Origin of the sequence: Enterobacter sp. T1-1, assembly GCF_000710795.1 — a bacterium.
Taxonomy (GTDB): domain Bacteria; phylum Pseudomonadota; class Gammaproteobacteria; order Enterobacterales; family Enterobacteriaceae; genus Enterobacter; species Enterobacter cloacae.
This window is the reverse complement of record NZ_JALW01000045.1, coordinates 64,845-90,179: the sequence shown is the minus strand read 5'-3', so window position 1 is coordinate 90,179 and position 25,335 is coordinate 64,845. Positions and strand designations below refer to the sequence as shown.

Genomic DNA, 25,335 nt, shown 5'->3' with positions numbered 1-25,335 from the left:
CCTTCGCATGCTGGCGGGGCTGGAAACCATCAGCGGCGGTGAAGTGCGGATCGGCGATAAGATCGTGAACAACCTCGCACCGAAGGAGCGCGGCATTGCGATGGTGTTCCAGAACTACGCGCTCTACCCGCACATGACGGTGCGCGAAAATCTGGCCTTTGGTCTTAAGCTGAGCAAACTGCCGAAAGAGCAAATTGAGTCGCAGGTAAACGAAGCGGCCAAAATCCTGGAGCTGGAGTCGCTGCTTGACCGCCTGCCGCGTCAGCTTTCCGGTGGACAGGCCCAGCGCGTCGCGGTTGGCCGCGCGATTGTGAAAAAGCCGGACGTGTTTCTCTTTGACGAACCGCTGTCAAACCTTGATGCCAAGCTCCGTGCCTCGATGCGTATTCGTATTTCAGATCTGCATAAGCAGCTGAAGCAGTCCGGTAAACCGGCCACCACTGTCTACGTCACGCATGACCAGACCGAAGCGATGACCATGGGCGACCGTATCTGTGTAATGAAGCTGGGCCACATCATGCAGGTCGATACCCCGGATAATCTTTACCACAAGCCCAACAACATGTTCGTCGCAGGATTCATCGGTGCACCGGAGATGAACATTCGTAAAAGCCAGTTGGTGGAAAAAGCCGGGCAACTGCACATCACCCTCGGCAATGAAACCATGCCGCTCAATGCGCAAACGCAGGAAAAAGTCGCTGCTTACGCCGGTCAGGACGTATTCTACGGCGTGCGCCCGGAATTTGTGTCGATCTCAGACTCGCCTTTCCCGGATGGGTGCAGCGGCGAAATGGTGCGCGTGGAGAACATGGGCCACGAATTCTTTGTGTACCTGAAGGTAGCGGACCACGAACTGACCGCCAGAATCCCTTCGGAAGAGGCTAAGCCGATGATTGCTAAAGGGCTTAACCGAAAAGTCTATTTCCGCTTCGACATGAATAAGTGCCATATTTTTGACGCAAAAACTGAACTGAACCTCTCTCTCTGATGGAGCAAGAAAAATGAAAAATGTGCTTTTAAGCGCAGCAATCTCCGCGACCCTGGGCCTTACTGCTTTGCCATCGATGGCGCAAACTACCGATTTACGTATGTCCTGGTGGGGCGGTAATGGCCGTCACCAGGTGACGCTGAAAGCGTTAGAAGAGTTCCATAAACAGAACCCGGACATTAACGTTAAGGCGGAATACACCGGCTGGGACGGCCATCTTTCCCGTCTGACCACCCAGATTGCAGGCGGCACAGAGCCGGATGTGATGCAAACCAACTGGAACTGGCTGCCGATCTTCTCGAAAACCGGCGACGGCTTTTACGATCTGAACAAAATGAAGGACGTGATAGATCTAAGCCAGTTTGATGCCAAAGAGCTCCAGTCCACAACGGTCAACGGCAAGCTGAACGGGATCCCAATTTCCGTGACCGCGCGCGTCTTCTACTTTAACGACGAAACGTGGAAAAAAGCGGGCATCGACTACCCAAAAACCTGGGACGAACTGATGGCCGCCGGTAAAACCTTCGAAAGCAAGCTCGGCAAGCAGTATTACCCTGTCATACTGGAACACCAGGACACGCTGGCGTTGCTAAATTCTTACATGGTTCAGAAATACAACATCCCTGCCGTGGACGAGAAAACCAAAAAATTCACCTACAGCAAGGCGCAATGGGTGGAGTTCTTCCAGACCTACAAAAAACTGATTGATAGCCATGTGATGCCGGACACCAAATACTATGCGTCGTTTGGCAAGAGCAACATGTATGAGATGAAGCCGTGGATCCAGGGGGAATGGGGCGGCACCTATATGTGGAACTCCACCATCAATAAATACTCCGATAACCTCAAGCCACCGGCAAAACTGGTGCTGGGCAGTTACCCGATGCTGCCGGGTGCCACGGATGCGGGCCTGTTCTTCAAACCGGCACAGATGCTGTCGATCGGTAAATCGACCAAAAACCCGGAAGCGGCGGCAAAGCTGATTAACTTCCTGCTGAACAGTAAAGAGGGCGTGGAGACGCTGGGCCTGGAGCGTGGCGTACCGCTGAGCAAAGTGGCGGTTCAGTACCTGACTGAAGCCGGTACCATTAAAGAAAACGACCCGTCGGTTGCAGGCCTGCGTCTGGCGCAGTCGCTGCCTGCAAAACTCAGCGTGTCCCCTTACTTTGACGATCCGCAGATTGTGGCGCAGTTCGGCACCTCGCTGCAGTATATCGACTATGGTCAGAAATCGGTGGAAGAGACCGCTGCAGATTTCCAGCGTCAGGCTGAGCGTATTCTGAAGCGGGCGATGCGTTAAAAGTCGACGCCTTACCGGGCCGACAAGGTATTGTAGGCCCGGTAAGCGAAGCGCCACCGGGCAATAACATTACACGCCAATATTACGTAGTTTCTCCCCGCTCATCAGCTTGCGTTCAATATGCTCCAGCGTCACGCCTTTGGTTTCAGGAATCAGCCAGAAGGTCACACCGATAAACACCACGTTCAGTACCGTGTAGAGCCAGAACGTTCCTGCTGCGCCAATGGCATCCAGCAGCGTCAGGAAGGTTGCGCCGATGATCATGTTCGACACCCAGTTGGTGGTGGTGGAACAGGTGATGCCAAAGTCGCGGCACTTCAGCGGCTGAATTTCAGAGCACAGGATCCACACCACCGGTGCGGCGCTCATGGCATATCCGGCGATACACATCATGGTCATCCCGACAGAGAGCCAGGAGAGACCGCTCGAAGCGGTGCCATTATCAAACTGCATCAGACAGTAACCGAGGATCAGCGTACCGAGCGCCATTACGCTAAAGCCAATCTTCAGCGCCGGTTTACGACCGGCTTTATCCACGGTAAATACCGCGATAAACGTGGCAAACATAAAGGTCAGCCCGACCACCAGCGTTGCAATCATCTGCTGTTCGGTGGTGGTAAATCCGGCCATTTTGAAGATACGCGGCGCGTAATACATGATGATGTTCATCCCGGTGAACTGCTGCATCGCCTGCAGCAGCATGCCAAGGAACACCGCGCGACGCACGTTGCGGTTGGCTTTAAACAGCGACCAGCCGCCCTGCTTCAGCTTCAGGCTTTCGCGGATCTCGTTCAGCTCTTCACGCGCTTTCTCTGAGGTATCACGCAGCATGCGCAGCACCTCTTCCGCTTCCACGTGACGACCTTTCTGCGCCAGCCAGCGCGGGCTGTTCGGCAGGAAAATCACCAGCACAATCAGCAACAGCGCCGGCAGCGCCAGCACGCCCAGCATGGCGCGCCAGTTACCGCTGTAGCTGAAGTAAGTATCTGACAGAAACGCCAGTACGATACCCAGCGTGACCATCAGCTGGTACATACTGATCATCTTGCCGCGCACGTTCTCGCTCGCCATCTCCGAGAGATACAGCGGCGCAGTGTAGGAGGCAATCCCGACCGCCACGCCCAGCAGGACGCGGGAGAGCAACAGCACTTCCACGTTGGTAGCGAACGCAGAGCCAATGGAGCCTGCCACAAACAGGATCGCCCCAACCATCAGGCTATATTTGCGCCCGAGACGGAACGAGAGCCAGCCGTTGAACAGCGCGCCGATGGCCGCGCCAAGCATCATGCTGCTCACCACCCACTCCTGCAGGCGACTGCTCAGCGTAAAGTGATCGGTAATAAACGGTAATGCGCCAGCAATGACGCCGATATCCAGTCCAAATAACAAGCCAGCCACTGCCGCCGCAATGGAGACAAACTGGTTCATGCGGCGAGTATCGCGCAGCGCCGCGGGCATGAGGGTAGAGTCATTTATAGATGTCATAGTTTCCTGCCTGAACAGAGAAATTCGTTAAGTGAAATTACGAGATAGCGAAGAAAAGTGTCAGGCCGGAATTCGCGAAGATATGGATTATTTCGCTATGGCATGGCGATCTGTGATGGACATTACAATTTCAACTCGCGGTGAAATATCGCCATATTTTGCTAATTGATTAATATTTAAGTAATAAAACTGTGATGCGCGTCATTTATGATTTTTTAGTATGGATTTTTCATCTTTGACGATATGGATAATGACAATTTTTGAGCAAAAAAAACCTCCACCCGCAGGCAGAGGCTCTTTCGTCAGCGCGAATTAACGCGCCAGCCAGCCGCCATCAACCGCTACGGTATAACCGTTGATGTAGTCCGACGCCTTCGATGCCAGGAACACCACAGGTCCTTTCAGATCGTCCGGCAGCCCCCAACGCCCTGCCGGGATTCGGTCAAGGATTTCCGCGCTACGCTGCTCGTCCGCACGCAGCTGCTGGGTGTTGTTGGTCGCCATATAGCCCGGGGCAATGGCGTTAACGTTGATATTGTGCTTCGCCCATTCGTTCGCCAGCAGACGGGTGACCCCCATCACTGCGCTTTTTGACGCGGTGTAAGACGGCACCCGGATGCCCCCCTGGAAGGAGAGCATGGAGGCGATATTGATAATCTTGCCGCCGTTCCCCTGAGCGATGAAGTGTTTCGCCACCGCCTGAGACATAAAGAACACGCTTTTGATATTCAGGTTCATCACGTCGTCCCAGTCGCGCTCGCTGAAGTTAATCGCGTCTTCACGGCGGATCAGCCCGGCATTATTGACCAGAATATCGATATGACCGAATTCCGCCACGGCGCGATCCAGCAGGTCAGGAATGGCGTCGATTTTACGCAGATCCGCGGTCAGGCTCAGGAAACGGCGGCCCAGCGCGGTCACGCGCTCGATGGTTTCCGTAGGCTCGACGATGTTGATGCCCACGATATCGCAGCCCGCTTCTGCCAGCCCCAACGCCATGCCCTGGCCCAGACCGGTGTCACAACCGGAAACCACAGCCACTTTACCTTGCAGAGAGAATGCATCCAGAATCATGTTTGTTCCTTACTCTTTCGATGCCTGTCAGCAACAGGCAGATTTATACTTAACTGCCCGCGACTAGCGCAGATCTTTTACCGCGACGTGGTCCATGTCATCAAAGACCTGGTTTTCACCGACCATTCCCCAGATGAAGGTATACGCCTTCGTGCCCACACCGGAGTGAATTGACCAGCTTGGAGAGATAACCGCCTGCTCGTTATGCATCACGATATGGCGTGTTTCCTGCGGTTGACCCATCATGTGGAATACGCAGGCATCCTCATCCATGTTGAAGTAGAAATAGACCTCCATGCGGCGCTCGTGGGTATGGCACGGCATGGTGTTCCACAGGTTGCCCGGCGCCAGCTCGGTCAGCCCCATGCTGAGCTGGCAGGTCTCCAGCACATCCGGAACGAAGTATTTGTTGATGGTGCGACGGTTGCTGGTGAGGTTATCGCCCAGCGTCACCGGGGCTACGTCTGCCGGGGTAACTTTTTTGGTAGGACAGGTGGTGTGAGCCGGGGCGCAGTTGTAGTAAAACTTCGCTGGCGTGCTGCCGTCGACGCTGGCAAAAACCACCTCTTTCGCGCCCTTGCCGACATACAGCGCGTCGCGGTGACCAATTTCGTAGCACTGGCCGTCAACCGTAATGGTGCCCGGCCCGCCAATGTTAATCACGCCCAGTTCACGCCGTTCCAGGAAATAGCTCACGCCGAGCTGCTTACCCACTTCCCCACCCACGGAGACAGTTTTGGTCACCGGCATAATTCCGCCCACAATAATGCGGTCAATGTGGCTGTAGACCATGGTGTAGCGATCGGCTTCAAACACCTGCTCAACTAAAAATTCACTGCGCAGCCCCTGCGTGTCGAGGGTTTTGGCGTGCGCGCTGTGGATGCTTTGTCTGACGTCCACGATAACCTCCAGAATGGATCGTGCCCGAAGGCAGAAAATTAACGAAACGACGTTCCGTTTTAAGGATAAGCACAGTGTAAACGCCCATAATGGGGTTTTCAATTACATTTAAAACATCGTTTCATTTTTTGTGATTCTTTATACCAGAAATGGTGTTCCGATCACGGAAGCGTCAGGATTCGCCGCTTCATCTCCCTCAAACTGACAAACTGCGCGATAAGTCACACTAAATAAAACGGTGTTTTGATAATTTAACACCTACTTTTTAATCTTATTTTTATTGCCGAAAGGAGCGCATTATGGCTAAAGGTATGCGGGTCAAGCTGAACTACGAGATCGGCCGGGATCCGGATACAGGCGTCGAAGTCACGCGTCTGACCCCGCCTGAAGTAACCTGTCATCGCAACTACTTTTACCAGAAGTGCTTCTTTAATGACGGCAGTCATCTGCTGTTCGCCGGAGCGTTCGATGGTCACTGGAACTATTACCTGCTGGATCTGCAGAACGCCGAAGCCGTACAGCTGACGGAGGGCGCAGGCGATAACACCTTTGGCGGATTTCTCTCCCCGGACGATCGCGCCTTCTACTATGTGAAGAACGATCGCACGCTTATGGAGGTCTCTCTTGAGACACGGGCAGAGCGTGAAGTGTACCGCGTCCCGGATGACTGGGTCGGTTACGGCACCTGGGTGGCGAACAGCGACTGCACCAGCCTTGTGGGCATTGAAATTGCGAAACGCGACTGGACACCGCTGAACGACTGGCAAATTTTCCACGACTTCTTCCATAAAGGGCCACACTGCCGGCTGCTGCGCGTGGATCTGAAAACCGGCGAGAGCTCAATCATTCATGAAGAGAAGAAGTGGCTGGGGCATCCTATCTATCGTCCGTTTGATGACCATACGGTGGCGTTTTGTCACGAGGGACCACACGATCTGGTCGATGCCCGGATGTGGCTGGTCAACGAAGATGGCACCGACATACGTAAAGTCAAGACGCATGCACAAGGTGAAAGCTGTACCCACGAATTCTGGGTCCCGGATGGCTCCGCGCTGGTATACGTCTCGTATCTGAAAGGCCAGCAGGGTCGTTCCATCTGCCGCTTCGATCCACAAACCGGCGTGAATGAGACGATAATGCAGATGCCATCCTGTTCACATTTGATGAGTAATTTCGACGGCACGTTACTGGTGGGCGACGGTTCCGGCACACCGGTGGATGTGAAAGACACCCACGGTTACACCATCGATAACGATCCCTATCTCTACGCCTTTGACGTGGCCAAAAAGCGCTACTATCGCATCGCCCGTCATGACACGTCCTGGGCGACGGTAGAAAATAGCCGCCAGGTCACCCATCCGCATCCCTCCTTTACACCGGACGAGAAAGCGGTGCTGTTCAGTTCCGATAAAGACGGTAAACCTGCCCTCTATATTGCGAAACTCCCCGCGCAACCGGATATGTTGTCTGCATGATTTAAAAATGTGTTTCTGTAACTGGCCTTGCCCTCCTTACGGAGGGCTTTTTTTGCTCTGAACGTTTTGCCCGGTGACGCTGCGCTCACCGGGCCTGGAGGGAAATATCAGAAGGAATACGCCACGCCTAAACGGAAGCGGGTCTGACGTTCATCGCTCTCTTTCACACCCACGTTACCCACCTCAACATATGGCGCCCAGTTTTTATCCCATTTATACGCCAGCTTCGCGTTATATTCGGTGGAATAATCTTTATTATTATTACGGACCATCCCTTCCGTACTTTTTGCATAAACATAATTCAGTTCGGTACGCCAGTCTCCCATAACCCAGCCGACCCAGGCATCACCACGGTTAACTTTGTCATCGTCTTTATTAGAGCTCGACGGATAACGGGTATATTCATAACGGTAACGCGCGGCCACGTAAAAGCCATTATCGAAACTGTATTGCAGGTGCAGGTTCGGTTTATAAATGGTACGACTGTCGTTACTCTCAAGCGTGAACGCGGGAGTCAGCGCAATATTCTCTGTCGCTTTCCAGCGCCAGCTAATTTGATCTTCATGACCGTTACCCACCACATCCGCAAACGGCTGGTCGGCCTTATCGCCACCCGATTTCCATTTCGCTTCTACAGAAAAACCGACGCCATTCGCAAAGCGATGCGAGACTGAAACACGGTCTGCATTTGCGCCGTTGTCGATGTATTCATGACGCAGATCGACGGTCACCGCCTGCGCGGCGAAAGAAGTACCAATAAGAGAAGCTACAACCAGAGATTTGTTAAACATGACAAAAACCCTCAATTAAAATAACGTTTCATTTTTATGAAATGGCAGTTTATTTTTTAATAAATGCTATTTTAGTGAGCAAGATCGTAATTATTTGTTTCATTTTTTTCGGTACAAATCGGCGTGATACACGTCAACAAACAAGTGGGATTTAGGCGAAATTAATGGAGGGAGATCACGTCAGGCAGGAATAACGCGCATAAAAAAACCTCCCATCGGGAGGTTTTTTTATGAAGGAAGGGATTAACGTTCGATAGCCAGCGCTACTCCTTGCCCACCGCCGATACAGAGCGTGGCAATGCCTTTACGGGCGTTACGCTTTTTCATCTCGTGAACCAGCGATACCAGAATGCGGCAGCCGGAAGCACCGATGGGATGACCGAGCGCAATCGCACCGCCGTTGACATTCACCCGCAGCGGATCCCACTCCAGCATTTTGCCCACTGAGATCGCCTGCGCGGCAAAGGCCTCGTTGACTTCAATCAGATCCACATCGGAAAGCTGCCAGCCCGCGCGATCCAGGCAGCGGCGGGTCGCATACACCGGCGCGATCCCCATTAACGCCGGATCAACCCCCACGCTGGCAAACGCCTTAATCCGGGCCAGTACGGGGAGATCCAGTTCCTGCGCTTTGCTTTCGCTCATCATCATCACCGCCGCCGCACCGTCGTTAATCGAAGAGGCATTTCCCGCCGTGACCGAACCTTGCGTTTCAAAAGCAGGATTGAGCATGGCCAGCCCTTCTGCGCTGGCATCGGTTCGCGGCTGCTCATCGGTGTCGACGACAATCGTCTGACCGTTCTGGCGCTGGGTGCACACCGGGACAATTTCATCGCGAAAACGCCCGGAATCAATCGCGGCACGCGCTTTCTGCTGCGAGCTCAACGCGTAAGCATCCTGCAGTTCACGGCTTATACCGTACTCACGCGCCAGGTTTTCCGCCGTCACGCCCATATGATAATCATTAAACGCGTCCCATAGCCCGTCATGCACCAGGCTGTCGAGCAGCTGGCTGTTACCCAGCTGCGCGCCGGTGCGGCTGTCGGTGAGGACATGCGGCGCGCGGCTCATGTTCTCCTGCCCACCGGCAATGACCACATCCGCTTCACCACACTGGATGGCCTGCGTGGCAAGATGCAGCGCCTTTAACCCTGAGCCACAGACGTCGTTGATGGTGATTGCCGAGACGGTGTTGGGCAGGCCGCCTTTTAGCGCCGCCTGACGGGCAGGGTTTTGCCCGGCGCCGGCCGTCAGGACCTGTCCGAGGATCACCTCATCGACTTCATGTGCCGGGATCCCGCTGCGCTCCACCAGCGCTTTCACCACCACGCTACCCAGTTCAACAGCCGAGTGACGCGCCAGCGCTCCCTGAAAACAGCCGATAGCTGTACGCAACGCACCCACTATAACGACATCTTTCATCACCACCTCTGCGTTAAAGGACATGACGATAGTAGAGGATTGTTACTGGCATTTATCTTAATTGTTTAAAAATAGTGAGTTTAATCACAAGGATCAGCGTGCGTCCTGCAGATACTGCCGCAGCCAGCTTCCGGCGACGCCGGGAGGGGATCGTTTATTCCATAGCAAATCAATACCGATCGCGCGAGGCCAGCCAGGGACATTCAACTGCACCAGCGATTTCGCGGCGGCAAATTCTTCCACCAGCGCACACGGCAACACGCACCAGCCAAATCCCTGCACCGCCATACTCAGCAGTAACAGGTAATTCGGTGCCGACCAGACCGGCCCCCGGGCGAGCGTTGCCTCGCGCTCCAGGTAGGTGCTGAGCCGCAGTTCCCGCCAGCCGTGCAGCTCATCGGCCTGCACTTCATGTTGCCCGGCCAGAGGATGCGTGGTCGCGACATAAATCGCCATCCGGGTTTGCATCGGCAGCCGGGTGACGCCGATATCGGTCGGGTAAGCGTCACGCGCCTCCGTCAGGCCAACCTGCGCCCTCTCCTTTTGCAGCAGATCGATGACGTCCTCTTCCTCGCCAATCAGGCACTCAAATTCCGTATGGGGAAAACGCTGGTCAAACTGGTTCATCAGATCTTCCAGCACGTCCGGGTTAAGCGTATCAGAGAGGACAAACGTCAGGCGCGCCTCCGTTTGCGCGGTCAACGATACCGCCAGTTCGTCCAGCCGCGTGCTGGCGGCGAGGATCGCCTGGACATAGCCCAGCACCTGCTCTCCCTGAGCGGTTAACACCGGCTGGCGCGCCGAACGGTCGAACAGATCAAAGCCGAGGTCAGCTTCAAGATTGGCAATCGAGGTGCTGATTGTTGACTGGCTTTTACGCAGCCGCCGTGCGGCAGCAGAGAAAGAGCCCGCTGCCACGGTTTCAACAAACGCGGTAAGGGCTTCAGGTGAGTAGCGCATAACCTATCTACTTTATCGATGGATACCATCTTTAATATATCACCTTTAGCGATAAAAATAGGCACCATCAACGCCCATACCGGCGAATTAACGAGGTCGAAAGCTATGCAACATCAGGATGCACTCCAACGTAAACTGCCGGAGCGGATCTTCCACGCGGTCTGCTTTGAGGGGATTGCCACGGCGATCCTCGCCCCAACAGCAGCGTGGCTGATGCAGCGTTCCGTGGTGGAGATGGGTGGGTTGACCATTATCCTCGCCACTACGGCCATGCTCTGGAACATTATCTATAACTTCGGTTTCGACCGTTTCTGGCCTGTCCAGCGCGTAAAACGCACGGCAAAAGTCCGCGCGCTGCATGCCCTGGGGTTCGAATGTGGGTTTATCGTGATTGGCGTGTCGATTGTCGCTGCGGTTCTTGGCGTCACGCTGGTGCAGGCATTCACGCTGGAAATAGGTTTCTTCCTGTTCTTCCTGCCCTACACCATGTTCTACAACTGGGCGTATGACACGTTACGTGAGAAATTCCTGAAGCGTCGTCAGCAGCGACGCGCCCTGGCGGGCTAACTCCCCTCTGGCCGGACGACTGGTCCGGCCAAACTCCGTCGAAGCAACTGCGCTCTCAACGCATAACTATGGTAAATTGCACTCCATTCTGAATGGTTTGCTAGTTGATACGTTGCTCTAATGTCGAAAATTTGGTCAAAAGATGAGACTCTGTGGAGTTTCGCTCTCTATGGCACGGCCGTGGGCGCAGGAACGCTGTTCTTGCCCATCCAGCTGGGCTCCGCAGGCGCTATTGTCCTGTTCATTACCGCCCTTGTGGCCTACCCATTAACCTACTGGCCGCATAAAGCGCTGGCGCAATTTATCCTGTCGTCAAAAACGAAAGGCAATGAAGGGATCACCGGCGCGGTCTCCCACTACTACGGCAGGAAAATCGGGAATCTGATCACCACGCTCTATTTCATCGCCTTCTTCGTGGTGGTGCAGATTTACGCCGTGGCCATCACCAATTCATTAACCGAGCAACTGGCAAAAAGGATGACAGTGGATACCGCCACTCGCGTGCTGGTCAGTTTTGGCGTGGTGCTGGTATTGAATCTTATCTTCCTGATGGGGCGACATATCACGATCAAAGTGATGGGCTTCCTGGTGTTTCCGCTGATCGCCTATTTCCTGTTTGTCTCCCTGTACCTGACCGGCAGCTGGCAACCCTCACTACTCACCAGCCAGATGGCGTTTGATCGCCACACTTTGCATCAGGTGTGGATCTCAATCCCGGTGATGGTGTTCGCGTTTAGCCATACGCCGATTATCTCCACCTTTGCCGTCGATCGCCGCGAGAGGTTCGGTGACGCAGCCATGGACAAGTGCAAGAAAATCATGAAGGTGGCGTATCTGATCATCTGCCTGAGCGTGCTGTTCTTTGTGTTCAGCTGCCTGCTCTCGATTCCGCCGTCCTATATTGTGACCGCAAAAGAGCAAGGGGTGACGATCCTGTCAGCGCTGTCGATGATGCCCTCTTCTCCGGCCTGGCTCGGCATTTCCGGCATTATTGTGGCGATTATTGCCATGTCGAAATCGTTCCTGGGCACCTATTTTGGGGTGATTGAAGGGGCGACGGAAATCGTAAAGTCGTCGCTGAATCAGGTCGGCGTGAAGAAGAGCCGCGCCTTTAACCGTGCGATTTCTATTCTGGGCGTGTCGCTGATCACCTTTGCGGTCTGCTGCATTAACCCGAACGCCATTTCGATGATTTACGCCATCAGCGGTCCGCTTATCGCCATGATCCTGTTTATCATGCCGACGCTGTCGACCTACCTGATCCCCGCCCTGAAGCCGTATCGCTCCATTGGCAGCCTGCTCACGCTGATTGTTGGCGTGCTGTGCGTGTCGGTGATGTTTGTCGGCTAACCCTCGCGTGCCCGGCCTTCTGCCGGGCGCGTCTGATTTTTACAGTGGAAACGGTCTGTCCTGCACGACCGTTTTCATCACCAGCGTAGAGCGAAGATGCTGTACGCCTGGCATGGCAGAAAGTTTCTCGTCATACAGTTTCTGAAAAGCCGACAGATCGCGGGTGACAACATGCATCAGGTAGTCGGGATCACCAAATAATCGCTGGGCCAGCACGATTTGCGGGATCTCTTCCACCGCCTCTTCGAACGCGCTGACCGCTTTCTTATCACCCTCTTTCAGGGTGGCAAACACAATCGCCAGGAAATTAAACCCCATTTTGGCGGGATCGAGATTGGCGCGATACCCCGTAATGGCTCCGCTCTGCTCCAGCGCACGTACGCGTCGGTGACACGGAGAGAGGCTCAGGTTCACCCGCTCCGCCAGCTCCGTAAGAGATAAACGGCCATCAGCCTGCAGTTCAGCAAGAATTTTTCGATCAATGCTATCCATATGGAAGATTTTCTCAATTTTAGCGTTTTATGAGCATAACATTGAAAACTCATTTCGTACCGATACCGATATTCTTTCTCTCCGGGTAATTCAGGTACAGGAGTTTCACAGACGATGGAAATGAGTATTGTGGCCGGTTTTTGGGTGGTGTCCTTCCTGCTCATCATGACACCGGGTGCAGACTGGGCCTATGCGATCAGCGCCGGGATCAACGGGCGGCGCGTAGTGCCGGCGGTGATGGGGCTGATGTCCGGGCATCTGCTCGCCACGCTGGTCGTAGTGGCGGGCGTGGGTGTGTTGATGGCTCAACATCCACTGGCATTATCAGGGCTGACAATTGCGGGGGCGGTTTATCTGCTGTGGCTCGGCATCACGCTGTTACGCCATCCTGCTGCGCCGGAAAACACCGTACAGCATGCAGGAAACTGGAAACAGTGGGCGGTGAAGGGATTATGTATCAGCGGGCTCAACCCAAAAGTCTTCTTACTGTTTCTGGCGTTGCTTCCGCAGTTTACCGATCCAAAGGGAAGCTGGTCGATTGCCACGCAGATGTCAGCCTTGGGTGTGATGCATCTTATCACCTGCACACTAGTCTATTTGCTGGTGGGATATGGTTCGAAAGCGGTGCTGGCGACCCGTCCGCAGGCGGCACGTGCGGTGAGCATGGCCTCAGGGGGGATTATGGTGGCGATCGCGCTGGGATTGCTGCTGGAGCAGGTGAGATAAAAAAACACCGGCCATCGCCGGTGTGTTTTACGCCCGAATATCGTCATATTCCCGCGTGTTATCAAACTCATGCTTCGCAAACGGACACAGCGGGATAATTTTGCGATTCTCACCGCGCATTTTCTCCACCACCTTCGCCACCAGCTGCTTACCAACCCCTTGCCCCTTCAGGCTCGGATCGACATCGGTATGCTCAATAATACTCAGATGCTCACCTGTGGGCACGAAGACAATCTCTGCGACCTGATTGCCGTTCGCATCGTTCACATAAAACTTGTTATGGCCTTCCAGAATATCCATGGTTCCTCGCTTATTTTTGGCGATACTGCAGCGCACCGCTCGGGCAGGTATCAATCACGCGTACAACGATTTCCACGTCCACTTCATCAGGAATGATCCACGGTTTACGTTTCAGATTAAACAGCTTTGCGCTGCCGCGAACGCAGTTACCGGAGTGTTTGCAGATCCCGGTATTGAAGTAGACGTCAATTTTCTCCCCGGTATAGGCCCGGTAACCCGCATCCAGTAGTTCTTTATCCATGACATTGCCTCTGTAATTATTATCGTGCTGAATGAAGCATAGCCTTACGGGATCCTGATGGCTATAACGTATAGCGTTTTCTTGCCGGATTGTTTCCCCTGCGTGCATGACTGAGGCTGACGGGGTGGCTGCGTCAGCCTGGCTGATTATTCCCGCCGGGATATTTAAAATTAAACAAGTTTAATCTGAAGATGTATCGGTTGTTTACGATAATGTCCGCTCTGCTTATTTAACACGAGTCCCCCATGAAGAAACGGTCATTATTACTGACTCTGCTCAGCCTCAGTTTATTAACCGCCTGCAGCGCTTCTGCGCCTGATAAGGTTGAACAAATCCATCATCTGCAGATCCCATTAGTTTTACCCGGAGAAAAACCGCCAGAAATTCCGGCATCGCATATCGCTGCGCTGTATCAGGAAAATAAAGTTCAGATCGACCGTTTAACTGCGCAGTTGAAATCAGATTATTTACAACAGACTACCGCGAAAGATATTTTTACCGAAGATAGCCCTGTTCAGCCGGTCTTCGCCTCGCTGACTAAACTTGAGCAGCTGGAAATGGTTAATCAGCAGTACCTGAAAGATAAAAACGTCACGGGACTGCAAAAGATTAACATTGTCCTTCAACCTTTAGTCACCGGTTAAATGCCAAAAGCCCAACTGCTGAACAGTCGGGCTTTTGTAACGGAAAGGATGGCAAAGATTAATCGTGCTGTCCAAATCGCCATGTCAGACCTGCAGTCACAGAGCTTACGTCGCTGCTGACGCCAATCTGGTTGGCATTACCCACGTTGCTTACCCATTGATATTCCAGACGGCCCGCTAAATTTTTGTTAAACGCATACTCCGTCCCGACTGCGGCAAGCGGGCGAACGCCTGTTTCAAAACGATTGTGACCACTTACATCAGATTCAGCACGATAGGCCATCGCTCCGGCACGACCATAGATATCCCAGCTGTCGGTCACGGCATAGCTGGCTTTTAAGGACATCTGTAGCCCCTGGCTTTTCATTTGTGCCCCCGCGCTATGTTTGCCTTTAATCTGCATATTGCCTAAATAATCGTACCCGCCTTCCAGTGCCAGCCACGGAGTCATCTGATAACCCGCGTATACCCCACCACCGACATTATCATGATCGATATTATACTGGTTCGAGCCATTATTATTATCGCTCGCTTTCGAGCCGGTGCTGGCGTCAAAATAGTGTGACCAGCCGAATTTAGCACCGCTATACCAGGTGCCTGTATCTGCCGCTGCAAATGCAGACGTTGCGGTAAAAGCGTTAGCCAGAATTAATGCAACAAGTGTCTTTTTCATAGAAATCCCGTTTACTCTGTTGAATATTTCAGTGAGCAAACGATATCGACAAACACGACGATCGCGAAATCATTTTCTGTTTATTTTTAAATTTTAAAATGACTCTGGCAAATGCCCTACCTCCAGTAAATATCCGCCACGTTTGAACGCGATATATTTACCTTGCTTAAGTGCAGATAATACATTGAGAATACTGCTGCGGGAAAGAAGCGTACGATCCTGAATATATTCCAGAATAGTTGTTCGCATCCGCACCTCATCGGGCAGTAATATCATCTCCTGCAGATAGCTGCGAATCACGGAATAGGTGCGCTGCTGCACAACCTGGGCATCACGATAAATGAGATAGGCCGTATGGTACGACAGCAAGGCTGCCACATCCTCCCAGACGCCCTGTTCACGAAATCGCGCGGCGGCTTCATCTGCATCAGCACGCAAAATCAGAGACTCCCGTTCTGCGCGTAGTATATGTCCTTGAGTCGGCTGGATCATTTCAGCAATGCCGAACAGATGTGGCTCAAAAACGCTGACTAACAGCAACCCGTCAGATGCCCGCAACAAAGAAAGCTCTCCTTCCTGAAAAAGATACATTTGCTGGCGGCCTTTATGTTTCCAGGTAATCCGCTTGCGCGGCGCGAGCTTCACTTTTTCCGCAATGGGTTCAAGTACCGCCGTCAGACGTTCAATGGAATGTTCAGGGCGAACAGGAGGCAATATATGCATGACACCACCTTTGGGTATTCGATAATGGCCAGTATAGACCACAGCGGCCATCACTCAGACTGGTATGAGGGAATGAAGGTATATCAGAGGGTATGGCATACGTAAAAAGATAATTTGTTTATTTTTGAACTTTACCCGCATGACACGTGATAAGTATGCCCGATTTCCTGAAGTGCTTACATGAATATCAACGTAAACAATGGGGAGAATAAACGATTTAAAAACCCTGCACTCACCCTCTTATTTCTTAAGATTATTCCTAATTCAGCGATAATTATTTTAATATTTTTAATTGATTACAAAATCGCAACCCTTAATAAAGCTTTTAGCGTTTTGAATTGTATATACCACCTGACTATTCTCATTCCTGCCGATAACAACCGGGTAATGATGATGAGAAGTTCGTGCTTCTCAGGATTTTATTTATTCAAATTATCAGGCGGTTAGCAGAACTGAGTGACTTAAATCACGCATTTCGTAAGGACTATCTTTCAATGGCGAAATTCTTCGCCACGCTGTCACAGGAGTCAGACATGAGCGAAAATTTAATCTGGTCAGGAAAAGTTGACGCAAAAAATGCCGAAGGGACAAATACAGGAGTTGCCCTCAAAGCGGGAGAGATAATTACTATTCTGGCCAGTGGTTGGGCCAGGAATGGAAGTGAAAATTTTGCGCTTACCGCACCACAGGGGCGTATTCCCCGAGAGGGTGAAACGCTAACGTTACGCAATCCTTCGCTTCAGGCACGCCTTGGTAACGAAAATTATCCGGTTGGTAATCATAAATACCGCTGGTCGGTTCCAGCTGAAGGGACGTTGACGCTGTTTTTTGCCGATGGCAAAGACCAGTACAAAGACAACGCCGGTGAATTCAGCGTTGAAGTGTATCGCGAGGCAGATATTTCCGCCGCGGCGGCAGCTCCGTTTGAAGATTTAACCAACTTTGAGCGCGATAACTGGAATAACTGGCAGGCCGGACCTGCCGGGCACGATCTTTACCTGGTTGACGCCAACACCCGTGCCGTCGAGTTTATTACCAGACCTAATAAAAACCATGCCGGTGAGATCCTCAAAAAGACGCTGACAGGTCTGACTGCCGGGCATGAATATACCTGGACGGTGAAAATTGCGCGCATCATAGGAAAATATGAAGCGCCAAAGGTTTCGCTGCGTGCTGATGGCAAAGACATTTCCGCCCCCCTGGAACTGAAGCAGGCAAATGAATGGGTAACCCTGAGTGGAAAATTCAAAGCCACGGGCAGTCAGGCTGAACTCGCGGTAGTCAGCCATGTGTCAGCCAGTATGGGAAATGATTTCCGTATCAAGGAACTGAAGATAAAGGGTTAACGTCAAAAAAGTCGGGCTGCTATTTAGCGAGAATGCTGGATGGCAGTGCGATGTTCAAAATTGCTTACAGTAAGTAAATCAGCCAGAAAGCTTTAAACAGAGTCGCTTAGGATTTAGTCTTTAAGAAAGGTCTGGAGCGGGCGAAGGGAATCGAACCCTCGTATAGAGCTTGGGAAGCTCTCGTTCTACCATTGAACTACGCCCGCTTTGAGGTGCGTAAAGCATTATAGACCTTACGCCTCTTCATACAAGCCTCTTCGCAACTAAATGGCGATAAAATAATCACTTAGCACTTCGGCTTGCTGCCCAGTGCCGGAAGATAACGCTGCGGGTCGATGGCGGTGGCCTTATAACGGATCTGGAAGTGCAGCTTCACCGTATCCGTCCCCGTGCTGCCCATGGTGGCGATCTTCTGCCCCGCCTTCACGTTCTGGCCGTTATTAACCAGCATTGTGTCGTTATGCGCATAAGCCGTGATGTAGTCTTCACCATGCTTAATCATGATCAGATTACCGTAACCGCGCAGCTGGTTGCCCACGTACACGACCTTCCCTGCCCCGGAGGCATAAACCGGCGTACCGCGCGCGGCTGCAATATCGATTCCCTTATTGCCGCCTTCAGATAAGGAGTACGGCAACACAACTTTGCCGCTGGCCGGCCAAATCCAGCAGCGCTGTCCGACAGGCGGCCAGGAGGATTGCGGCACCGCATAGGATGGCGTCACTTTGGCGGTTTTGCCTTTCGACGACGATTTTTTGCCCGAGGATGAACCGCCATTAACCTTCAGCTTCTGCCCCACTTCGATGGTATATGGCGGAGAGATATTATTCAGACGCGCCAGCTCCTTTACGCTGGTCCCCGTCGCGCGCGAAATCCGGTACAGCGTATCCCCGCGCTTCACGGTATAGACCGCACCGGAATAGCTGCCCATATCCGAAGATTTACTCCCTGAACAGCCTGCCAGTAATAGCGTCAGCATCAGGCAGAACACGGCAGTGATGGGGTTTCTCGTCAGGCTTCCTGCAAACAAAACAGATCCTCGGTCAGCGTGAATGGCGCCCTATAATACCAGCCCAAACAGATATGGGTCAGCCCTTTTCCGCTCTGTGGAACAAACCGTTCGTACCGGAATGCAGTATAATGACATCGCTGGTGGTGCTGAACCATCCGCATGGTTAGCACTGGAGCATCAATGAGTATTCAAGAACACGTTATTTTGGTAAATGACCAGGGAATGGTGATTGGCACTCAGGAAAAATACGCTGCACATACCTCCCATACCCCACTCCATCTGGCGTTCTCTTCATGGCTCTTTAATGCCAAAGGGGAGTGTCTTATCACCCGTCGCGCATTAAGCAAAAAAGCCTGGCCGGGTGTCTGGACGAACTCAGTCTGCGGCCATCCGCAATCTGGTGAAGCGATTGATCAAGCTATTGTGCGCCGCTGCCGCTATGAAGTGGGAGCCGAAATTACCGGGATCACCCCTGTCGCCGCTGAGTTTCGCTACTGTGAAACCGATCCTTCCGGGATCGTCGAAAATGAGATTTGCCCGGTCTTTGCCGCCAGGATAACGAATGAGCTGACGATCAACAGTGATGAAGTGATGGCATACGAATGGGTTGATCTGGACGCGTTGTTCCAGGCTCTGGATGCCACACCGTGGGCCTTTAGCCCCTGGATGGTGATGGAAGCGACGGCGGCACGCGAAAAACTTCGGGCCTTCGCCGCCAAATAAAAAAGCCCCGGCGACTATCGCACGGGGCTTTTTACGATCTGCAGACGTTATTTAACCGGACGCATCGCTGGGAACAGGATCACGTCGCGGATGGTGTGGCTGTTGGTGAACAGCATTACCATACGGTCGATACCAATACCCAGACCCGCCGTTGGTGGCAGGCCGTGTTCCAGCGCCGTCACGTAGTCTTCGTCGAAGAACATCGCTTCGTCGTCGCCTGCCGCTTTTGCGTCAACCTGATCCTGGAAGCGCTGCGCCTGATCTTCTGCATCGTTCAGCTCGCTAAAGCCGTTGCCGATTTCACGGCCACCGATGAAGAATTCAAAGCGGTCAGTAATCTCCGGGTTCTCGTCATTACGACGCGCCAGCGGGGACACTTCAGCCGGGTATTCAGTGATGAAGGTCGGCTGAATCAGGTGCGCTTCTGCCACTTCTTCAAAGATCTCGGTCACGATACGGCCCAGACCCCAGCTCTTCTCCACTTTAATACCGATGCTTTCAGCGATCGCTTTTGCAGAATCGAAGTTATCCAGATCCGCCATGTTGGTTTCAGGACGGTATTTCTTGATGGCTTCGCGCATGGTCAGTTTTTCGAACGGCTTGCCGAAGTCGAACACTTCTTCACCGTAAGGTACCTGCGTGGTGCCCAGAATGTCCTGCGCCAGGGTGCGGAACAGGGATTCGGTCAGCTCAATCAGATCTTTATAATCTGCATACGCCATATAGAGTTCCATCATGGTGAACTCTGGGTTATGACGCACGGAGATGCCTTCGTTACGGAAGTTACGGTTGATTTCGAACACGCGATCGAACCCACCTACCACCAGACGCTTCAGGTACAGTTCCGGCGCGATACGCAGGTACATGTCCAGGTCCAGGGCGTTGTGATGGGTGATGAACGGACGTGCGGAAGCACCGCCTGGGATCACCTGCATCATTGGGGTTTCCACTTCCATAAAGTCGCGGTTAACCATGAACTGGCGGATACCGGCCATGATCTGGGAGCGAATTTTGAAGGTCTTGCGGGACTCATCGTTAGAGATGAGGTCCAGATAACGCTGGCGGTAGCGCGCTTCCTGATCCTGCAGGCCGTGGAATTTGTCCGGCAGCGGGCGCAGGGCTTTGGTCAACAGACGCAGTTCGGTGCAGTGGATAGACAGTTCACCGGTCTTGGTTTTGAACAGTTTACCTTTCGCGCCCAAGATATCGCCCAGGTCCCACTTCTTGAACTGCTCGTTGTAGATGCCTTCTGGCAGATCGTCACGGGAAACGTACAGCTGAATGCGGCCGCCCACGTCCTGCAGGGTAACGAAAGAGGCTTTACCCATGATACGACGGGTCATCATACGGCCCGCAACGGCCACTTCGATGTTCAGCGCTTCCAGCTCTTCGTTTTCTTTAGCGTCGAAGTCAGCGTGCAGTTGGTCTGAGGTGTGGTCACGACGAAAATCGTTCGGGAACGGCACGCCCTGCTCGCGCAGCGCTGCCAGCTTCTCGCGGCGGGTTTTCAGTTCGTTGTTAAGATCGACTACCGCGTCAGCGCCCTGTGCTTGTTGTTCAGACATGTTGGTTCCTCATAACCCTGCTTTCAAACTTGCTTCGATAAATTGGTCCAGGCTGCCGTCCAGCACCGCCTGCGTGTTACGGGTTTCAACCCCGGTACGCAGGTCTTTGATGCGGGAGTCATCAAGGACGTAAGAACGGATCTGGCTGCCCCAGCCGATATCAGACTTGTTGTCTTCCATCGCCTGTTTCTCAGCATTTTTCTTCTGCATCTCCAGCTCATAAAGCTTCGCTTTCATCTGCTTCATGGCCTGGTCTTTGTTCTTATGCTGGGAACGGTCGTTCTGGCACTGTGTTACCAGCCCGGTTGGAATGTGGGTAATACGTACCGCTGATTCCGTACGGTTAACGTGCTGTCCACCCGCGCCAGATGCGCGGTAAACGTCGATACGCAGATCTGCCGGGTTGATTTCGATATCGATATCTTCGTCAACTTCGGGGTAAACAAACGCGGAGCTGAATGAGGTATGACGACGACCACCGGAGTCGAACGGGCTCTTACGTACCAGGCGGTGAACGCCGGTTTCGGTACGCAGCCAGCCGTAGGCGTAGTCACCAATGATCTTGATGGTGACGGACTTAATGCCAGCCACTTCGCCTTCAGACTCTTCGATAATCTCGGTTTTGAAGCCACGCGCTTCAGCCCAGCGCAGATACATGCGCATCAGCATGCTGGCCCAGTCCTGCGCTTCAGTACCGCCAGAACCCGCCTGGATATCGAGATAGCAGTCAGCGCTATCGTATTCGCCGGAGAACATACGACGGAACTCAAGCTGCGCCAGCTTCTCTTCCAGCACGTCGAGCTCTGCCACGGCTTCGTTAAAGGTTTCTTCGTCGTCGGCTTCTACAGCCAGCTCCAGCAAACCGGAAACGTCTTCCAGCCCCTGAGCCATTTGATCCAGCGTATCTACGATAGCTTCGAGAGAGGAACGCTCTTTACCCAGCGCCTGCGCGCGTTCAGGCTCGTTCCAGACGTCCGGCTGTTCCAGCTCGGCGTTTACTTCTTCAAGACGCTCTTTCTTGGCATCGTAGTCAAAGATACCCCCTAAGAACGTCAGAGCGCTCCGTGAGGTCCTGAATACGGTTTTTTACCGGATTAATTTCAAACATGGTCTGTTTTCTTTTATGGACTTGTCAAAATGCGGTGATAAGAGCGGGATTGTACCGAATCCACGCCCTTTTTTATAGAGATTACTGCCGCTAAATTGGCCAGATATTGTCGATGATGATTTGAAGGGAGCGGTTACCGCGAAACTCGTTGATATCCAGTTTGTAGGCCAGTTCGACCTCGCGTACGCCATTGTCCGGCCAGACAGCGGTATCGACGTTAAAGGCAATACCATCCAACAGCGGGCCACCGCCCACCGGTTCCACCATCACTTTCAAGTGACGTTCGCCCACGATGCGCTGTTGCAGCAGACGGAAGCGGCCATCGAACAGCGGCTCCGGGAACATCTGTCCCCACGGGCCTGCATCGCGTAGCATTTGCGCCACTTCCATGGTCATCTCCATCGGTGCGAGCTCACCGTCGGAAATCACTTCACCCTGCAGCAGAGCGGGGTCGATCCAGTCAGTCACCAGTTCGCCAAACAGACGCTGGAACTCGTCGAATTTCGCCTCTTCCAGCGACAAGCCTGCCGCCATCGCGTGACCACCGAATTTGAGCATCAGGCCCGGGTAGAGCGTATCCAGACGCTCCAGCGCATCGCGCATGTGCAGCCCCTGAATCGAACGACCGGAGCCCTTCAGCGTGCCATCGCCTGCGGGCGCAAATGCAATCACCGGACGGTGGAAACGCTCTTTAATACGCGACGCCAGAATGCCCACCACCCCCTGATGCCATTCAGGGTGGTACATCGCCAGCCCGCCCGGCAATGTTTCACCGCTGCGTTCAAGCTTTTCACACAGGGTTAGTGCTTCAGCCTGCATTCCCTGTTCGATCTCTTTGCGGGTCTGGTTCAGCGCATCCAGTTCATTCGCCAGCACGCGCGCTTCACCAATGTTATCGCACAGCAGCAGCGCGACGCCGACGGACATATCGTCCAGCCTGCCAGCCGCGTTCAGTCGCGGGCCGAGGGCAAAGCCCAAATCGCTGGCGGCGAGCTTGAGCGGATCGCGGTTCGCAATCTCCAGCAGCGCCTTAATACCCGGACGACACTTGCCCGCACGAATGCGGCTTAACCCTTGCCAGGTGAGGATACGGTTATTGGTATCGAGCGGTACCACGTCCGCCACGGTGCCGAGCGCAACAAGATCGAGATACTCGGCCAGATTGGGCACGGCGATCCCGCGGGACTCGAACCAGCCTTTATCCCGCAGCAGGGTGCGCAGCGCCAGCATCAGATAAAACGCCACACCCACGCCCGCCAGTGATTTCGACGGGAAATCGCAGTCCCGCAGATTCGGGTTAATAATGGCTTCGGCGGCCGGCAACGTTTCCCCCGGCAGGTGGTGATCGGTGACCAGCACCGGGATCCCCAACTGATGCGCGTGATCGACCCCCGCATGGGAGGAGATCCCGTTATCTACGGTCAGGATCATCTGCGCGCCGCGGGCATGTGCCTGATCGACCACTTCCGGGCTAAGGCCATAACCATCTTCAAAGCGGTTAGGCACCAGATAGGTGACGTTTTCGCAGCCCAGCGCGCGCAGACTGAGCACGCTCAGCGCGGTGCTGGTGGCGCCGTCGGCATCGAAATCCCCCACCACCACAATGCGCGTGCCTTCACGAAGCGCGTTGTAGAGCATTTCAGTGGCTTTTTCGATGCCGTTCAGCTGCTGCCAGGGCAGCATCCCTTTGACGCTGCGCTCAAGATCGCCTGCACTCCGCACGCCGCGGCTGGCGTAGAGCCGCTTTAACAGCGGAGGAAGATCGGCTGGCAAATCAACCTGTTCAACCGCGTCGCGGCGGCGCAATTTTATTGGGGCTTTCACGCGGATTATTTACCACCAAACTGTTTCTGGTGCGCGTCGAGGAACTCTTTCATCTCTTTTGGCCCCTGATAGCCCGGGACAACGTAGCCGTTGCTTAAGACAATGGCTGGCGTACCGGTCACGCCAAACTGCACGCCCAGCGCGTAGTGGTTGGCAATATCAATATCACAGGAAGCCGGCTGCACACCCTTACCGTTCATCGCGTCATCAAACGCTTTGTTACGATCTTTTGCACACCAGATGGCCTTCATATCCTGCTCAGGCTGGCTCTGCACACCCGCGCGAGGGAAAGCCAGATAACGCACGGTAATGCCCAGCGCGTTGTAATCTTTCATCTCTTCATGCAGCTTGTGGCAGTAGCCACAGGTGATGTCGGTAAAGACGGTTATAACGTGTTTTTCCTGCGCCGCCTTATAAACGATCATCTCTTTTTCAAGCGCATTCAGGTTTTTCATCAGCAGCTGGTTGGTCACGTTCACCGGCTGCGCGCCGCTTACGTCGTACATCGGCCCCTGAATAATGTGTTTGCCATCTTCGGTCACGTACAGCACGCCGCTGTTGGTTAAAACGGTTTTCATCCCCGCCACCGGCGCAGGCTGAATATCGCTGCTGGTTACGCCGAGTTTCGTCAGCGACTGTTTGATAGCGGCGTCATCCGCATGGGCAAAACCGGTAAAAGAGGCTGCCAGCAGGGTGAACAGCGCAAAAGACTTTTTCATATAAGATCCTGTAACAATTCGTCGGCACTCACGCGCGAGGGTGGTGCTGTTGGTGTAGCTGCCGCAGGCGTTCCGTCGCGACATGGGTGTAAATTTGCGTCGTGGAAAGATCGCTGTGTCCCAGCAGCATCTGCACCACGCGCAGATCGGCGCCGTGGTTCAGCAGATGTGTCGCAAAGGCATGCCGCAACACGTGCGGCGACAGCTTTTCGCTGTCAATGCCCGCCAGTGTGGCGTAATGCTTGATGCGATGCCAGAACGTTTGCCGCGTCATCTGCTGCGCACGCTGGCTGGGGAACAAAACATCGATAGAAACGCCGTTCAGCAACCACGGACGACCGTGCTCCAGATACGTTTCCAGCCAGTACACCGCCTCTTCTCCCAGCGGGACCAGCCGTTCCTTGTTCCCTTTACCGATCACACGAACCACGCCCTGACGCAAGCTGATGTCGCTCATCGTCAGGCCAACCAGTTCCGAAACGCGCAAGCCGGTAGCATACAATAGCTCAAGCATGGCTTTATCGCGTAACTCCAGCGGCAGGTCAACAGCCGGTGATTGTAATAATCTCTCAACTTGTGCTTCGCTGAGATCTTTCGGTAGCCGCTGCGGGAGTTTAGGCGATGCCAGGAGGGCGCTGGGATCGTCCGCGCGAATTTTCTCACGGTAGAGATGCTGGAACAGTCGACGCATTGCACTGAGCAGACGCGCAGAGCTGGTGGCTTTGTAGCCCCCCTCCATACGCTCGCCCAGCAGCGCCTGCAGGTCGTCGCTTTGTACGCTCTCCAGCGACAGTCCCCGGTGTGCCAGCCACTCCACCAGCATGGTGAGGTCCCGCCGATAGGCGCTCAGCGTATTTTGGGCCAGGTTTTTCTCCAGCCACAGCGCGTCGAGAAACTGTTCGATGAGTGCGAGATCCTTTTCCACAT

26 protein-coding genes and 1 tRNA gene are annotated in these 25,335 nt (G+C 53.6%); 9 read left to right on the top strand and 18 right to left on the bottom strand.

The features are described 5' to 3' along the window. Nucleotides 1-988, top strand: a 988-nt coding sequence (locus AK59_RS0115380; RefSeq protein WP_032618605.1) for an ABC transporter ATP-binding protein, incomplete at its 5' end; no start/stop codon positions are given. A 13-nt stretch (nucleotides 989-1,001) separates the two neighbouring features. Then, a complete protein-coding gene (locus AK59_RS0115375) occupies nucleotides 1,002-2,288 on the top strand; it encodes an ABC transporter substrate-binding protein (protein ID WP_029883169.1) in 1,287 nt (428 codons plus the stop codon). Between the two features lie 69 nt (nucleotides 2,289-2,357). Here the strand turns inward: AK59_RS0115375 and araE are convergent, their stop codons facing one another. The 3 genes from araE to kduI form a co-directional block, all read right to left on the bottom strand. Beyond that, nucleotides 2,358-3,791 (bottom strand): arabinose-proton symporter AraE, encoded by a 1,434-nt coding sequence (araE, locus tag AK59_RS0115370; protein ID WP_286012102.1) that lies wholly within the window; start codon nucleotides 3,789-3,791, stop codon nucleotides 2,358-2,360. Nucleotides 3,792-4,085: 294 nt separating this feature from the next. Continuing rightward, the gene (kduD, locus tag AK59_RS0115365; RefSeq protein ID WP_029883168.1) at nucleotides 4,086-4,847 is read right to left on the bottom strand and encodes a 2-dehydro-3-deoxy-D-gluconate 5-dehydrogenase KduD; all 762 of its coding nucleotides are present in this window, start codon (nucleotides 4,845-4,847) and stop codon (nucleotides 4,086-4,088) included. A 63-nt stretch (nucleotides 4,848-4,910) separates the two neighbouring features. Next, the gene (gene kduI, locus AK59_RS0115360; protein ID WP_013098576.1) at nucleotides 4,911-5,747 is read right to left on the bottom strand and encodes a 5-dehydro-4-deoxy-D-glucuronate isomerase; all 837 of its coding nucleotides are present in this window, start codon (nucleotides 5,745-5,747) and stop codon (nucleotides 4,911-4,913) included. Nucleotides 5,748-6,046: 299 nt separating this feature from the next. Here kduI and AK59_RS0115355 point away from each other — a divergent pair, with 299 nt between their 5' ends. Continuing rightward, complete coding sequence (locus tag AK59_RS0115355) at nucleotides 6,047-7,222, top strand: oligogalacturonate lyase family protein (RefSeq protein WP_029883167.1); 1,176 nt, start codon at nucleotides 6,047-6,049, stop codon at nucleotides 7,220-7,222. A 107-nt stretch (nucleotides 7,223-7,329) separates the two neighbouring features. Here the strand turns inward: AK59_RS0115355 and AK59_RS0115350 are convergent, their stop codons facing one another. The 3 genes from AK59_RS0115350 to AK59_RS0115340 all read right to left on the bottom strand — a co-directional run bounded on the left by AK59_RS0115350 (nucleotide 7,330) and on the right by AK59_RS0115340 (nucleotide 10,395). Next, nucleotides 7,330-8,013 carry a porin gene (locus tag AK59_RS0115350; RefSeq protein ID WP_020687115.1) on the bottom strand — a complete coding sequence of 228 codons (684 nt, stop codon included), beginning with the start codon at nucleotides 8,011-8,013 and terminating at the stop codon, nucleotides 7,330-7,332. 243 nt (nucleotides 8,014-8,256) lie between these two features. Beyond that, nucleotides 8,257-9,435: an acetyl-CoA C-acetyltransferase gene (locus tag AK59_RS0115345; RefSeq protein ID WP_023620438.1), complete on the bottom strand. Its 1,179-nt coding sequence runs from the start codon at nucleotides 9,433-9,435 to the stop codon at nucleotides 8,257-8,259. Nucleotides 9,436-9,528: 93 nt separating this feature from the next. Next, the gene (locus tag AK59_RS0115340; protein ID WP_013098580.1) at nucleotides 9,529-10,395 is read right to left on the bottom strand and encodes a LysR family transcriptional regulator; all 867 of its coding nucleotides are present in this window, start codon (nucleotides 10,393-10,395) and stop codon (nucleotides 9,529-9,531) included. A gap of 105 nt (nucleotides 10,396-10,500) precedes the next feature. Between AK59_RS0115340 and AK59_RS0115335 the strand changes: the two genes are divergently transcribed. Both AK59_RS0115335 and AK59_RS0115330 read left to right on the top strand, forming a co-directional pair. Continuing rightward, nucleotides 10,501-10,962 carry a multidrug/biocide efflux PACE transporter gene (locus AK59_RS0115335; protein ID WP_029883166.1) on the top strand — a complete coding sequence of 154 codons (462 nt, stop codon included), beginning with the start codon at nucleotides 10,501-10,503 and terminating at the stop codon, nucleotides 10,960-10,962. Nucleotides 10,963-11,082: 120 nt separating this feature from the next. Continuing rightward, nucleotides 11,083-12,312 carry an amino acid permease gene (locus AK59_RS0115330; RefSeq protein ID WP_029883165.1) on the top strand — a complete coding sequence of 410 codons (1,230 nt, stop codon included), beginning with the start codon at nucleotides 11,083-11,085 and terminating at the stop codon, nucleotides 12,310-12,312. Between the two features lie 39 nt (nucleotides 12,313-12,351). On the opposite strand, the gene AK59_RS0115325 is transcribed toward AK59_RS0115330, so the two are convergent. Continuing rightward, nucleotides 12,352-12,804 (bottom strand): Lrp/AsnC family transcriptional regulator, encoded by a 453-nt coding sequence (locus AK59_RS0115325; protein WP_013098583.1) that lies wholly within the window; start codon nucleotides 12,802-12,804, stop codon nucleotides 12,352-12,354. Nucleotides 12,805-12,918: 114 nt separating this feature from the next. Here AK59_RS0115325 and AK59_RS0115320 point away from each other — a divergent pair, with 114 nt between their 5' ends. Beyond that, complete coding sequence (locus AK59_RS0115320) at nucleotides 12,919-13,530, top strand: LysE family translocator (RefSeq protein WP_029883164.1); 612 nt, start codon at nucleotides 12,919-12,921, stop codon at nucleotides 13,528-13,530. A 27-nt stretch (nucleotides 13,531-13,557) separates the two neighbouring features. Here the strand turns inward: AK59_RS0115320 and AK59_RS0115315 are convergent, their stop codons facing one another. Beyond that, nucleotides 13,558-13,830: a GNAT family N-acetyltransferase gene (locus AK59_RS0115315; protein ID WP_013098585.1), complete on the bottom strand. Its 273-nt coding sequence runs from the start codon at nucleotides 13,828-13,830 to the stop codon at nucleotides 13,558-13,560. A 10-nt stretch (nucleotides 13,831-13,840) separates the two neighbouring features. Beyond that, nucleotides 13,841-14,071 (bottom strand): 4Fe-4S mono-cluster protein YjdI, encoded by a 231-nt coding sequence (gene yjdI, locus AK59_RS0115310; RefSeq protein ID WP_029883163.1) that lies wholly within the window; start codon nucleotides 14,069-14,071, stop codon nucleotides 13,841-13,843. 245 nt (nucleotides 14,072-14,316) lie between these two features. On the opposite strand from yjdI, the gene AK59_RS0115305 reads away from it, so the two are divergent. Further along, a complete protein-coding gene (locus AK59_RS0115305; protein WP_013098587.1) occupies nucleotides 14,317-14,715 on the top strand; it encodes a hypothetical protein in 399 nt (132 codons plus the stop codon). Nucleotides 14,716-14,773: 58 nt separating this feature from the next. On the opposite strand, the gene AK59_RS0115300 is transcribed toward AK59_RS0115305, so the two are convergent. Both AK59_RS0115300 and AK59_RS0115295 read right to left on the bottom strand, forming a co-directional pair. Beyond that, nucleotides 14,774-15,388: an outer membrane beta-barrel protein gene (locus AK59_RS0115300; RefSeq protein ID WP_029883162.1), complete on the bottom strand. Its 615-nt coding sequence runs from the start codon at nucleotides 15,386-15,388 to the stop codon at nucleotides 14,774-14,776. A gap of 93 nt (nucleotides 15,389-15,481) precedes the next feature. Then, a complete protein-coding gene (locus AK59_RS0115295; protein WP_013098589.1) occupies nucleotides 15,482-16,111 on the bottom strand; it encodes a helix-turn-helix domain-containing protein in 630 nt (209 codons plus the stop codon). A gap of 533 nt (nucleotides 16,112-16,644) precedes the next feature. Between AK59_RS0115295 and AK59_RS0115280 the strand changes: the two genes are divergently transcribed. Beyond that, nucleotides 16,645-17,457 carry a LecA/PA-IL family lectin gene (locus tag AK59_RS0115280; RefSeq protein WP_032618604.1) on the top strand — a complete coding sequence of 271 codons (813 nt, stop codon included), beginning with the start codon at nucleotides 16,645-16,647 and terminating at the stop codon, nucleotides 17,455-17,457. 132 nt (nucleotides 17,458-17,589) lie between these two features. Here AK59_RS0115280 and AK59_RS0115275 read toward each other — a convergent pair. Both AK59_RS0115275 and actS read right to left on the bottom strand, forming a co-directional pair. Beyond that, nucleotides 17,590-17,663: transfer RNA gene (locus AK59_RS0115275), tRNA-Gly, on the bottom strand. 80 nt (nucleotides 17,664-17,743) lie between these two features. Further along, nucleotides 17,744-18,487, bottom strand: a complete 744-nt coding sequence (gene actS / locus AK59_RS0115270) for an amidase activator ActS (RefSeq protein WP_029883159.1) — start codon at nucleotides 18,485-18,487, stop codon at nucleotides 17,744-17,746. A gap of 162 nt (nucleotides 18,488-18,649) precedes the next feature. On the opposite strand from actS, the gene idi reads away from it, so the two are divergent. Further along, on the top strand, nucleotides 18,650-19,192 hold the full coding sequence (gene idi, locus AK59_RS0115265; RefSeq protein ID WP_020687092.1) for an isopentenyl-diphosphate Delta-isomerase: 543 nt from the start codon (nucleotides 18,650-18,652) through the stop codon (nucleotides 19,190-19,192). 47 nt (nucleotides 19,193-19,239) lie between these two features. On the opposite strand, the gene lysS is transcribed toward idi, so the two are convergent. From lysS to xerD, 5 genes are all read right to left on the bottom strand, one after another. Next, nucleotides 19,240-20,757 (bottom strand): lysine--tRNA ligase, encoded by a 1,518-nt coding sequence (gene lysS, locus AK59_RS0115260; RefSeq protein WP_013098608.1) that lies wholly within the window; start codon nucleotides 20,755-20,757, stop codon nucleotides 19,240-19,242. A gap of 9 nt (nucleotides 20,758-20,766) precedes the next feature. Next, nucleotides 20,767-21,865, bottom strand: a protein-coding gene (gene prfB, locus AK59_RS0115255; protein ID WP_095908218.1) for a peptide chain release factor 2 whose coding sequence is annotated in 2 segments (ribosomal slippage) — nucleotides 20,767-21,789 and nucleotides 21,791-21,865 — 1,098 coding nt in all. Because the reading frame shifts where the segments join, the coding sequence is not laid out codon by codon here. A gap of 90 nt (nucleotides 21,866-21,955) precedes the next feature. Further along, nucleotides 21,956-23,689, bottom strand: coding sequence for a single-stranded-DNA-specific exonuclease RecJ (gene recJ, locus AK59_RS0115245; protein WP_029883158.1), 1,734 nt, complete (start codon nucleotides 23,687-23,689; stop codon nucleotides 21,956-21,958). Nucleotides 23,690-23,694: 5 nt separating this feature from the next. Continuing rightward, nucleotides 23,695-24,408 carry a bifunctional protein-disulfide isomerase/oxidoreductase DsbC gene (dsbC, locus tag AK59_RS0115240; RefSeq protein WP_013098611.1) on the bottom strand — a complete coding sequence of 238 codons (714 nt, stop codon included), beginning with the start codon at nucleotides 24,406-24,408 and terminating at the stop codon, nucleotides 23,695-23,697. Nucleotides 24,409-24,436: 28 nt separating this feature from the next. Further along, entirely contained in the window at nucleotides 24,437-25,333 is an 897-nt protein-coding gene (xerD, locus tag AK59_RS0115235; protein ID WP_029883157.1) for a site-specific tyrosine recombinase XerD, read from the bottom strand. Between the last annotated feature and the right edge of the window lie 2 nt (nucleotides 25,334-25,335).